The following is a 12150-nucleotide window of genomic DNA, read 5'->3' on the forward strand; positions in this document are numbered from 1 at the left end:
TAAATAGAAACGAGGTATCAAGCGTGGGTGGTAATCAATTTCAAGACGCTATGAGACCAAAGAAAGGTGAAAGAGTAATAAACCTTCCGATTACATTTAGTAAACGTAGTGAAGGTACAGTTAACAAGACAACCTTGTTTTGGGTAATAGCAATATCAACCGTGTTATTCTTAATCTATGTGTATGGGGTATTAACAGGCTCGAAACCTTTTTACTACAAGATTCCTTTAGCACTCCTTAGTACATATGTCTATACCTTCATTCTTAGGTTCTTAGTTTTCCAAGAAGGACGAATAAGTGATGCCTATGAAACGATGGTAGAAAAAGACTATGAACAATCTACAAACGCTTTTTGGAATATCTACAATATTAGTCCTAAACCACCATTTACAGTACATTACGCAAATGGTTTAAAAGGTATCTTTGTTAGATTAGATAAAGACGTAGTAGTTGGTCAGGAAGACAACATGGAATTCACACATTTTGAGAAACTAGCTGATATGTACAATGTAGCGCACCGATTAGGTTTAGATATGGTAAACATAGACTACATGGATATCGTAGGTAATGATTCTCGTATGCAAAGCATGTATGCAAAAGCTTCAAACTGTGAAAATGAATCTTTAAAACAAATCTTACTAAGCATGTGTGGATATTTAGAGTATGAAATGAGCCTAGACTATACGAGTTATGATGTGTACTTATTTACAGGTCGTATTAGTGAAGAAGCTTTATTCTACAACGTAAGGGAAGTATTAGATGCAGGTATGTACGCAAACTACAAGTCATACACATTAATCGACCCTAATCAGTTAAGAAATATGACTCAATCCATTATGAACTTAGAAAACTTCTCAAGACTTCAAGCTGAGAAAGAAGTAATCATGAATACATTAAGTAAAACGATTACTCCTATCAAGTTAATTAGAGAAGATGGTACAGAAGAGATTTATAATAAGACTAGAGCGCAGTTAGAGGAAGACAAGAAATTCCAAGAAGCTATGAAAGCTGAAGAGAAACGTAAGAAGAAAGAAAGTAAGAATAAGAAGTCTAAAACTTCTGATGTTGTCAAAGAAAACAAAGATGAAAGTCAAGATAAACTGGGTGACTTCTTTGAAAGCACAACTATCTTGGATGACTCCTATTTAAATGATGAAGTCGTAGAAGAAGTAAAAGTAGACGATGTTAAGAAACCTGTTTTACGTAAAGAAAGCGAAGTTATTACACGTAAAGAGGAAGTAGAAGTTAAGAAAGAAGAAGTAAAACCTAATATCGTTGAAACTGAAAAGCCGAATACGAAAGAAACAAAGAAAGACAGTAAAGTAAACTTATTCAGCGATTCAGAAGACGAAGGATGGTAAAAGTAATCCAAAGAGGGGTAGAGGTTGTAAATAGACCTTCCCTCTTCTTATCTTTAATGTACTTTAGAATATAAGGTATGAACTTATATTTTAAATTATGGTAACGATAAGTATTATCATAGAAACAGTATAAATAATTTAAGTATATGAGATAAAAAGTCAAACAGCAGGGAGGTTATAGATATGAGAACATTATTGGCATTTGGAGATATTACAGAAGGTGTCAAACAAGAAATTAACGAACTAGACGATAGTGTAGATATTAGGGCATATACAAGAGCCTATGACTTAATTGAAAATATTACGATTCTAAGACTTAATTTTGACCGTATCGTATTGACACATGCAGGGGTAAAGACGCAACAAGAGTTAGTAGATTTAAACAAGTTTTTAAGGAAGGAACATCCAAGGGCTACAGTAGTCTTTATGTTCCCAAAAGGAAAAGAAAATGCAGAAAAGAAAGCTAAGTTCTTCAATGAGGTATTTAATTCACCTTTATATACAGACTTAGCAGTAGAAGAACAAAACTTATCTATCCTACTGAAAAGTGTAAGAGGGGGTATAGATGAGATTCGTGAACAGTATTCCGCAAACAAGCAAGATGAAATTGATGATGATTTGTTAGAAGACGATTATGACGAAGAAGAGAACGAAGAATCAGCAGAAGCTACAAGAGAATTAGAAATACAACCGATGGTTGTCTTACCACAACGGAAAAGACAGTATAAAAGATACGGATTTTTTGGTCTAAAGAAACTGTCCAAAGTCCAATTGCAAACAAAACAACAAAATATGCAAATAATTATGGCTTACTTGCAACACATAAAAGGAGATAATAACGTACAAGGTGAAACATTTGAACAGGATATTCATAGTCAAGTGTTACAAGAAGGTCATAACCAAGATAAATCTATGCAAACAAGTAATGATAATGTGTATAACGTAAATGAAAAATCAAAGGAACTAAGTGAAAAATTAAGTAACCCGACACCTTCTCGTACATTCACAGAGTTAGATTTTGGGTTCTATAATTTCATCAATACTTATGATGGTAGACCGATGGTTTCTCAAGAAGGTTCAGGTTATAAACAGCTTTATAAGTAAAGAGACGGTGATGTAGAATGAATTATTTAGTAAGTACAAGTAACGAGTACGATTTAGAGAACTATACAAAGGTAGATAGTTTGCAAGCAGTAATAGAAGCAGATGCAAACTCTATTATTCTATTACATTCCTTTCAAGAAGATTCTTATAAAGCTTCTTTAATGCTATCAAACTTATATAGTACAAAAGGTGTTAATAAGTTTATTTACATAAACAACTCACCTTACGAAGATGTAAGAGTATTAATTGATAGCTTTAAAGGGGTAGTGGAAGAAGACGAGTCTTTATTGGAAGACGAGGATGAAATTGCAGGTTTAGTTGAAATTTTAAAAGAAGACTCCTTAGAAATCGCAATAGGAGAGACAGAGAATCAAAACTCACCTTTTAACGTATTGACTGAGTTTGTATCAAAGTTGTCTGAGGGTGATGAGTCATTAAACGACCCATTATACCTAGATGTTGTTAATAGAGCATTAACAAGTGTAAATAGAGACATGAAGTTACAAGAGGAACGAATCAGTTTAATGGGTAAAGGTGTAATTGAGACGTACAACAATACCACAAAAACTATCAATAATTTACAGGTTAAAGCCGAAGAAATGAAAAACAAGCTACTAGAGATAGAGCATGATAAGAAGTATAGTGGTGCAAGCCGAAATAGGGCTAGTAACCTATCATTCTATCCGCCTATCATCTATACAGGAAACATACCTTTAATTGTATTTAAAGAAATGTCAGCTTGTAGGTATCTAACGAGTATGGTACTAGCTTATAAGAATCATTTAGAAACGATTAAGAATAAGCGTGTACGTTTGATTGTTGTATCAGGTAAACAAGAATTAACAAAACGTAGATATGAAGGATTCTTTGAACTTACCTTACAATCTATGAAGAGTGAGTATGCAATTACAAAAGACGTAGCTTTCACTACAACACCTTTACGAGATATGATGTTAGAAATGACAAAGAAATCAGACGAAGTGATTCTAATACTAGACCGTACCTATGAAAAAGACCCTATTTTTACAAACAAAGCAAAGGTTATTCATTGTGTAACAAGTATAGGAGAACTACGTAAGTACAATCTAAAGAGTGAAGAAAGTATCATATCTATAAGAGGTCTGAAAAACTCTTTAATGCGCCTAACTCATATTGATAGATATCCCGAAGGGGTAGAAAACAGATTAGACCGTTATGAGAAAACGTTCTATGAATCTTTCAACCGTATAGATGAATTTGTAGGTATAACAAGATAAATAAGGAAGGACGGGGTATAGTTGTTCGGGTTAAGCATACCAAACTTTAAAAAGATACTTGGCGAAAAGAAACGTACCATTAAACCTTGGGGTTTATGGGACACAAGAATAGCTGAGTTTATGAATAAGAACAAAAGTGAACAAGGACCGACTAGACGTGTTAACTTCTATGCAAACACCAATGCTTTCTATAGTGGTGAGAAGAACGTGTCTTATCTGTATTTAGTAGACCAACTACCTAGTGAATTAGAGTTATCATTCCGTAAAACGATTAGACGAGAGTGTAAAGCAGGGGTACGTATTACCTTCATTACAAACTTAAACCGAGATACAATTAACTGGGAAAGTCCTACAAATAAGAATAAACTTCAAACATGGAAGAACTTAGAGAAAGCCAATGATAGAGAGGTTAGTATCTATGAAGCGGCAGGAGAGGTTGGACGTTTAGACCTACAAAACTATAAGAAGAAAAGTATTGAATATTTAATCAATGCAGACTTACGTAGAAAGAGAAAGTTATTTAACGTACAAGGTATTATGTTAATTACAGGTGAACGAGGGTTAGCATTTGATGATACGGTTAAATCAGTAGAGTCTTCTTGTAAACGTAGTAAAATTAAGATTAAACGTATAACAGGTAATTTAACGGATTACTTAGAAACGTTTAGTCCTTTCTCACTACGTAAGAATAGTGGGGTAATTAAACGAACTGGTTCAAACGTTATACCTGATGAATTAGTAGCAAGATTAAACTCTTACGACCAAGGTACAGTTGGAACAGGTTCGATGTATTGGGGTACTGATATCTATTCTAAGAAACCAGTATTAAAAGAGCCAAAAGTAATAGACACTGATGCAGAGAACTGGTTAATTGCGGCTGAGACTGGTGGAGGAAAATCCTACTTTGTAAAATCATCTTGTATTCAATTACTTGGACGAAACGATATGGTAGGAACAATTAACGATATCGAGGGTGATGAGTATGAAGACTTAGGTTACATCATCGCAAACCATAGTAGCGTTGTTATGTTAGATATTGGTGAGTCAGGTGGTTCTTACTTTGACCCTGTAGAGATATACGAAACAGGAGTTGCAGATTTAGATGAAGAAATGCACTCTTTATCAGTTTCCTTTACAAAAAGTATGTTTAAAACATTAGTAGGAGACAAGCTACTACAAAAGCGTGACTGGGCTGAAACAATCATCGAGAATGGGGTAGAAGAGTTCTACGCTGATTTAGGGGTAGTAAACAGTGATAGTAAGACTTGGAAGAAAACAAAAGGTAAAACTATCTTTGATGTTTACGAAAAGATTAAAATATACAAACCTCATAAATTAAATTCTGAGTTTGAAGCGGATAAAGAGTTAGTTATCGCTCAATTAGAGTCAAGATTAGGTAGAAACAGTCGTACAACAGGTAGATTCAGTAATCGTGTACAATTCGACTCTATCCGTGATGCGAAACTAGTAATTAACTCATTCGGTATGAAAGGTCGTTCAGCTTCTACAGTAAGTGCGGTAGACATGGCGTTAATGCAGTTATACACCGCTTTAATCTCTCATTTACGTTCTGTATTTGCGAAATCAAGGGGTATGTATAACTTTAAAATTTGGGAAGAGTTCCAACGTTGGGGTGGATTCCCTGGTGCGGAAGAAACACTTAAAACTCCATTATCAGGTGGACGTAAATTAGGTGATATTAATATTATTATCACAAACAGACCTTCCGAATTACTAGAAACAGACCGATTCAAAATCTTTGACTCAATCACTACATTTGCAATTGGGGCTGTAGGTGACTCGAAAGTTCGTCATGAACTATGTGAACGTCTACAAATGCCGTTAATGAAGAAAGAATTAGATTTAATTGAAAGAAACCGTAAGAAATCCGATGATAATACAACAGAGTATGAAGACTTCGATGCAATCAAGATGAATCCATACGCAAAAGCTTTCCTTGTTGGATTAGAGAGACGAGATTTCTCTATTACGAAAATTGTATTACCTGATAGCTTGTCTAAAACAAGACTATTCCAAACTGGTGTAAAAATAGGATAACTTGTATTTTAGTATGACATGTATTCAACTACGGAGAATTGACTCAAAAACAACCTATAAACGAGTTACAAAAGAGAGGAAATACAAGTAAACTGAGGTGCGAGGGTGCAAGATGTAATACAATTCTTTCAAACAACATTAGGGGTATCGTTGCTTATATTTTTAGCGTATTTTCCTTTGGTTGATTTTATGCGGAGACTTTATCTATATGAGTTAACATTATATAACCGATTAGAAAAAGAGTACAGACCAATTATAAAATATACAATGGGTTTTCAAACGATAGCATTCATTGTGTTTTATGTAATTGCTCCTTATTTCTCTATTCAGAAATACATGGTAGATGGTGTAACTTCCTTATTAATACTTCCAGTTGCATTTTTTATCCTGACAAACATGGGAATCTTTACAATATACGGATTGATTCATACAGGTAAAATAAAAGTAACTTTAAAAGATAAGAAGTAAGGTAAAACTCCTTGAAAGGAGGTGGAAACGATTATGAACTTACATGCGTTAGATATGCAAGTTGCTATTGCTTTTGTAGGGGTACTTTTATTTACAGTTGCGACAGTTTGGTTGACATTAAAATTCGACATTACGAAAAAGCTTCAACCTGTTAGAACTTGGATGGAAAGTCATAAACTTATGACTGTGACAGGTACATTATCTGTTCTATTCTTGTCTATGTGTCTACAGTACTTAGGTTACATTCAGTAAAGAACTAGTGTAGTATTACTGATTAACTGAGAAGGTATTAACTAACTTAAATATGTAAAGTATAGGGCGAGGTTTTCCTCGTCCCTTATTTGTATACATAGCTTTAAAACTATGTAAGTAAAGTCGTAAGACTATAAGGAGTGGTAAGTGGATGTTAAGTGGAATAACAAGTTGGATTATGGAACACAAGAAAACCACGCTTGCAATAGCAGGGGTAGTTATCATTAGTTTCATATCCTATAATGTTGCGGCAGACCGACAAGCCAAGAAGGAAGCTGAGGTTTCAGCAGAGAAAAGCGCAAAAGAAGAAAACGTTAAGTCTGAATTCGACATTGAACAAGAGAAACTAGTGAAGAAACATGGCGCACCAAAGAAAGGTTTCCGTTGGACAGACGATGGTAAGCTTCAAGCAATAGGAGATAAAGGTATGACCAGTGAGGACGTTATTTATGCATATGTTCGTGGTCTATCAACTCTAGATTTCTCTAATGCACAAAGATATAGCTATAAGACTGATGTAGTAAAATCATACCAAGGATTCTACGAAGCAGAACAAGATTTTACATACAATAAGAACTTCCAAAAAGGTATGTATAAACAAGTACTATTAAGTCTTAGACCAAACAAAATTGAAGATACAGCTTTATTCGCTGATTATAAAACTTCAATTACAATGAATATCGAGTTATTAGATTTAAGTAACAAGGATTTTTGGTTAAAAGACAAAGATAAAATCTTCCAAGACTTGAAAAAGTACAAAGTGAATGAGCGTGATACAACAAAAATGAAAGATTACTTATTCAACTACGTACTAAGTTACTATTCAGGTGAGAAGCCAAAAACTAGAAATGTAAAAGTAAACTTTGTAATGCAACAAACTATGGATGGTTCATGGTTAGTTACAAATGATGCTGAATTAGATGCATTAGCGAAGTACCAAGACGGTGAAATCGTAGTAAACCAAATCTTAGACCAGTTTGAGCGTTGGATTGGTAAGTCAGGTGAAGATGTAACTCCTGATGCTAAGATTGAGAACACTGAAATTGGTAATGTAAACGGTAATATTGAGAATAAGAAAGATTCAGATAACGTTAACCCTTATAGTAGACCTAACAATGATAATGATAAAATCAATCAAAACGCACCGAAAGACGATGCACCAACTATCATTGAGAGGTAAGGAGGGGTAGACAATGAATGTTGCGTATGCTTTAAGTTTCGCTTTGTTCTTGTTTCTCGTTTCAGTATTTACAACGAATAAAGACACAATAAACGAGAAATCAAAGCGTAACTTTTGGATTCTAGCAGGATTGTTTGGGGTATATAGTGTAATTCGATTTATACTAGCCTAAACAGAAAGGTAGGAAGTTATGTCAATATCAGTATTAAAGATTCTACTTGTATTACTATTAATCTATTCTTTATTTACAAGAAAGATGTCCTTAAATGGGAAGACTAGAGTGGTCTTCCTATTAATAGTAGCAATCTTTATCACCTTTTTCTTTATCTAAACTGAGGTAAAGAGTAATAGTTTCAAAGTCTAAGAAAGGAGGGGTATTGTATGAGTTTCGACTCACGAAACTTTGTCTCTGACGATGACTTAGCAAAAGAACGTCAGGATAGGCAAGACAGACAAAACCCACCAAGCGTAGAACATGGTCAAGGTGGAGACCCGTTTTCTGATTTGGATATAGATGCTATGTTCAGTAATCCTTCTCCTTCTTCACCAACTGATAATAACAACTCGTTTAACTCATTCGGTGATGCACCTCCACTGGGGCAACCTTTAGGTGGTGGAAATGACCCTTTCTTAAACCCAATTGGAGGTATACCACCGATGGGAGGTATGAACCAACCACCTACACCATTCGGTCAACCACCACAACAACCTAAGAGTGACGAAGAGAAAATAATGGATGCAGGAAAGAAGAGTTGGTCATTCATTAAAGACTTAGGTAGTGGATTTCATGATTTAAAATCAACACCTACAAACTGGTCTATGACTGGTAGGAACTTAGTTAAAATGTCAGCAATCGCTTGTGGTTTATCCTTTGCAACTATGATGATATTTAAGAAAGACGTAATGGACTTCATGATGGGTAGCGGTTTTACCGCAATTGTAGGGGTATTGTTATTATCTTTCAATAATGATAAAGCACGAATGATAAAAGGTACAGACGGAGAAGAGGAACAGCCCTTTGATATTAATAAAATAGAGGGAGACCCTTTACCACAAGATGATATCTTTGCGAATGCATTTGCAACTGAACCTAACATGGTAGTTAACTTAGATAAACCACCATTAGAAGAAGTACAGCCTTTTGACTCCTATGAAGAAGATGAAGACGAAGGAGAAGAGGATGACGATGAATTTGATGATGGTTGGGACGAGTTCGATGAAGAAGAAGACGATGAATACGATGAGGAAGACGATGAAATAACAGAATTTGTTACAGTAGATGAAGCACCTACTGATATAGCAACTGTCTTAACTGATGTAGACCAAGTACCCGCAGGTATGTATACAAGACATTTCTTATATGAAAACTATAAGAAAGCCTTAACAAGTATTACACCATCTTATAGTGATACAATCTATTTAGATGAAGATGAGGATGACGAGTGGGATGCATACAGTAGACTGATTCGAGAAGTTCAACAACAAATGGACTTAGAATCAGGGGCAGACGATTACGAAAGTGATTTATCTGAAATTCTTTCTGTAGAAAAACGTCTATTAACTGTTTATGTAGAAGCAACAAGACCGAAGAAGCTTAAAAACAGTAAGATAGAAGAGTTTAACCGAGAATTATCAAATATCGTTTCAAGGGTAAAAGGAAGACTAGTAGAAGGAAGATACTCACAAACAATAGCAGTTGGTAACACAATTTACATTACAATCTTTACAGGTGAAACAGCAAGTGTATCTGTTAAAGACGCTATTATAAAAGAGCAAGATTTCTTCTTAAATACAGACAACCGTATTCCAGTTGTAATGGGCTTTAACGAATTAGGAGACACAATTAAAACTGATTTATATGATGTGGAATCTATCCTAACAGCAGGTATGCCAAGGGGTGGTAAAACATTCTCTGTTAAAACGGTAATGTCTCAAATGGTTCAATTTTGTAGTCCATCAGAAGTTAATTTCTACTTTGCAGACGTAAAAGGTAAAGTATCTGACTGGTATCAGTTCAGAACACCTCATGTTAGAAGGTTTGAAAGTAACCCACAAGACATCATAACAATGTTAACTCACCTAACAGAAGTAGAAGGACCGAGACGTGAGAAGATAATGGCAGAAGTAGGGGTAACAAACTTAAAAGACTATAATCAAGTTCCGCATGATGTTGAACTTCCTATGATTTATGTTGTTATAGATGAAATGGCAACTCTAATGCAGAAGTTAACAGACAAGGATAAAAAGTTATTCCATGCAAGAATGGTCGATTTAGTAACGAAAATGCCAGGGTTTGGACTTAGATTATGGGGTATTCCTCACTTAGTTAAGAATGATATCATCCCTAAAACAGTATCAGACTTAATACCTTGTAAGATATCTGTTAAAGGTGATGAGAGTCACGTAGAAGCTACAACTGGTGCAAAACCAAGTAAGTTCAAATTTAAATTATCACACGTAGGGGATTGTGCAGTAAACATGCCATCAATCTCTAGTGACGTATTCTTTATGCACTCATTTATCTTAGCTAAGAACGGTACAGGGGTAACTCGTGTATTAGATTATCAAGCGAAGTTATGGGAGAAACTAGAGCCTGATTCCATAAAAGGTTCACTTGCCTATCAACTAGACAATACAAACAAGCAAAAAGTAATATTAGATAAGTTAGACTTACCTAGTGAGCCTGTATTTGGTAAAGATGGAATGTACTAGGGGTAGTCAGTGATTTTAGACCTTAAAAGAAGGTGTTTTATTTGCGAGTAATGTTAGAAAGTATATCCAATGAAGACTTATATTTTGCCTTACAAAAGTATGGTGAGAAATTAGCAGACAATAAGAAAGATTATAGTCAAGTAAAAGCGGAAGAGTTTGAGAGGTTACAGCTTCTTAGACCTCTTCCAGTATTAGATGAACGGAGTCTGATATCCGAAGAGGTAGAAGAAGATTATGAAATACAATTAAAAGCTTCCGAGTCAATAGAGCATATTACATTAGACTCTATTCTACCACATGAGATTACAAGTCATATTGAAGGTGTCTTTGAGAAGCTAAACAGTAATGTAAACTTAGATTTAGTTTCGGAAGATGAGCCAATTGATTACACAAAAGAAGAACCTCCAGTTGCTATTATAGATGAAGAAGAGGATGAAGAAATTGTAGATGATGAAATTATAGACGATGATGTCATTGAAGACGATGAAATAGAAGATGAAGAACTAGAAGATGATGAACTAGAAGACGAAGACGAGGAAGAAATAATTGAAGATGACGATGAAGAAGAATTGTTAGACGATGATGAGGATGAAGAAGACCTTGAAGAAGACTTTGAGGAAGAGGAAGAAGAGGAATTCTTAGAAGACGAAGAAGATGAAGAGATTATAGAGGAAGACGAAGATGACTTTGAGGATGAGGAAGAGTTGGAAGACGAAGAAGATGACTTTGAGGATGAGGAAGAGTTGGAAGAGGAAGAAGAGTCCTATGAACCTGAGCCTGAACCTATAATCGAAGAAGTCAAACTAGTAAAACCAGTCATTACACCTCCAATCGTAGAAAAGAAAGAGAAAGTTCAAGCTTTCGAACCAGTGTTTAAAATGGATGCACCAGTCATTAAGAAGACTGAACCAGTATTCAAGAAAGATACACCAGTTGTAGCACCTCCAAAACCTGAGTTGAAGAAAGAAGAACCTGTTCAAAGTCAATTCGATGTTCCAAATAATCCAAGACCGAGTCGTAGAGCTAATTCAAACTCACTAAGAATGCAAAGCATAGAAGGTAGTGAAGAAGACTTCATTAAAAGCATAATGAACAGTCAAAATTCCAAAGTAACTCCACCTTCATCGAATGTCAATCCATCTTCTCCAAAAGTAGAAGAAGTAAAAGTAGAAAACTTACCTCCAGACCCAATTTCGTACCTAAGACTTCATCCGAGGTCGAAGGAAAACGAGGTCAAAAAGCTATATTCACCTAAAGTAGTAGATGACTATATTAATAGTGGTATCATAACAAGGGCTAGAGGGGTATTATTAATTTAAGTCCAGTAAACCTGTAAGAAAGTGATGAAAGAAGGGGTATTTCGTGTCGATTAAAGTAACAGCAGTAAGTTTTAGTTTCGCAAAAGCAATGGATGAAAACAGAAACGGTTCATGTGGGTTCTGTAGGGTTATCTTAAATGGGGTAATCACAATAAACAGGGTGAGAGTTATTAAGAAAGATGCAGACTATATTGTACAAATGCCTGTAACTCCTTGTAGGTCTGTAGAAGAGAATGCAATTAAGTCAGTTGTACAAATAACAGATAGAGAGACGATGTCGGAAATAGAAACAGCAGTTTTAAAGGAGTATAACGAGATATTAAAGAATACAAAAGTCTATTCGAAGAAGCCCTCTAGAAATAATAATCAAACTAAAACATACAAGTAGAGAAGTTAAAGCCGTTGTGTAGAACAACGGCTATTTTAATTAGGAGGAAGGT

Annotated in this window: 11 protein-coding genes; all 11 read left to right on the top strand. The window is 35.0% G+C overall.

What is annotated here, in order from left to right; genetic code table 11:
• Positions 1-23 precede the first annotated feature (23 nt).
• The 11 genes from ASE54_RS25150 (at position 24) to ASE54_RS25195 (ending at position 12098) form a co-directional block, all read left to right on the top strand.
• Entirely contained in the window at positions 24-1361 is a 1338-nt protein-coding gene (locus ASE54_RS25150; protein WP_000509392.1) for a hypothetical protein, read from the top strand.
• A 183-nt stretch (positions 1362-1544) separates the two neighbouring features.
• A complete protein-coding gene (locus ASE54_RS25155; protein WP_001259571.1) occupies positions 1545-2465 on the top strand; it encodes a hypothetical protein in 921 nt (306 codons plus the stop codon).
• Between the two features lie 17 nt (positions 2466-2482).
• Positions 2483-3721: a hypothetical protein gene (locus ASE54_RS25160; RefSeq protein ID WP_001108657.1), complete on the top strand. Its 1239-nt coding sequence runs from the start codon at positions 2483-2485 to the stop codon at positions 3719-3721.
• A 21-nt stretch (positions 3722-3742) separates the two neighbouring features.
• On the top strand, positions 3743-5779 hold the full coding sequence (locus ASE54_RS25165; protein ID WP_000467462.1) for a hypothetical protein: 2037 nt from the start codon (positions 3743-3745) through the stop codon (positions 5777-5779).
• Positions 5780-5884: 105 nt separating this feature from the next.
• Positions 5885-6247 carry a hypothetical protein gene (locus ASE54_RS25170; RefSeq protein ID WP_001154398.1) on the top strand — a complete coding sequence of 121 codons (363 nt, stop codon included), beginning with the start codon at positions 5885-5887 and terminating at the stop codon, positions 6245-6247.
• A gap of 33 nt (positions 6248-6280) precedes the next feature.
• A complete protein-coding gene (locus ASE54_RS25175) occupies positions 6281-6499 on the top strand; it encodes a hypothetical protein (protein WP_001048545.1) in 219 nt (72 codons plus the stop codon).
• Positions 6500-6650: 151 nt separating this feature from the next.
• Positions 6651-7679 (top strand): hypothetical protein, encoded by a 1029-nt coding sequence (locus ASE54_RS25180; RefSeq protein WP_000948450.1) that lies wholly within the window; start codon positions 6651-6653, stop codon positions 7677-7679.
• A 13-nt stretch (positions 7680-7692) separates the two neighbouring features.
• Positions 7693-7851 (top strand): hypothetical protein, encoded by a 159-nt coding sequence (locus tag ASE54_RS36535; protein ID WP_001099896.1) that lies wholly within the window; start codon positions 7693-7695, stop codon positions 7849-7851.
• 209 nt (positions 7852-8060) lie between these two features.
• Positions 8061-10391 carry an FtsK/SpoIIIE domain-containing protein gene (locus ASE54_RS25185; RefSeq protein WP_000007151.1) on the top strand — a complete coding sequence of 777 codons (2331 nt, stop codon included), beginning with the start codon at positions 8061-8063 and terminating at the stop codon, positions 10389-10391.
• Positions 10392-10441: 50 nt separating this feature from the next.
• The gene (locus tag ASE54_RS35940) at positions 10442-11710 is read left to right on the top strand and encodes a hypothetical protein (protein WP_003254634.1); all 1269 of its coding nucleotides are present in this window, start codon (positions 10442-10444) and stop codon (positions 11708-11710) included.
• Positions 11711-11753: 43 nt separating this feature from the next.
• Complete coding sequence (locus ASE54_RS25195) at positions 11754-12098, top strand: septation protein SpoVG family protein (protein ID WP_000025041.1); 345 nt, start codon at positions 11754-11756, stop codon at positions 12096-12098.
• Positions 12099-12150 lie beyond the last annotated feature (52 nt).

The organism is Bacillus sp. Root131, from assembly GCF_001429475.1.
Classification (GTDB): domain Bacteria; phylum Bacillota; class Bacilli; order Bacillales; family Bacillaceae_G; genus Bacillus_A; species Bacillus_A thuringiensis_S.

Excerpts from the sequence above, each read along its gene's own strand:
- ASE54_RS25160 (WP_001108657.1), top strand. The coding sequence starts at position 2,483 with ATGAATTATTTAGTAAGTACAAGTAACGAGTACGATTTAGAGAACTAT.
- ASE54_RS35940 (WP_003254634.1), top strand. The coding sequence starts at position 10,442 with ATGTTAGAAAGTATATCCAATGAAGACTTATATTTTGCCTTACAAAAG.
- ASE54_RS25175 (WP_001048545.1), top strand. The coding sequence starts at position 6,281 with ATGAACTTACATGCGTTAGATATGCAAGTTGCTATTGCTTTTGTAGGG.
- ASE54_RS36535 (WP_001099896.1), top strand. The coding sequence starts at position 7,693 with ATGAATGTTGCGTATGCTTTAAGTTTCGCTTTGTTCTTGTTTCTCGTT.
- ASE54_RS25155 (WP_001259571.1), top strand. The coding sequence starts at position 1,545 with ATGAGAACATTATTGGCATTTGGAGATATTACAGAAGGTGTCAAACAA.
- ASE54_RS25180 (WP_000948450.1), top strand. The coding sequence starts at position 6,651 with ATGTTAAGTGGAATAACAAGTTGGATTATGGAACACAAGAAAACCACG.
- ASE54_RS25185 (WP_000007151.1), top strand. The coding sequence starts at position 8,061 with ATGAGTTTCGACTCACGAAACTTTGTCTCTGACGATGACTTAGCAAAA.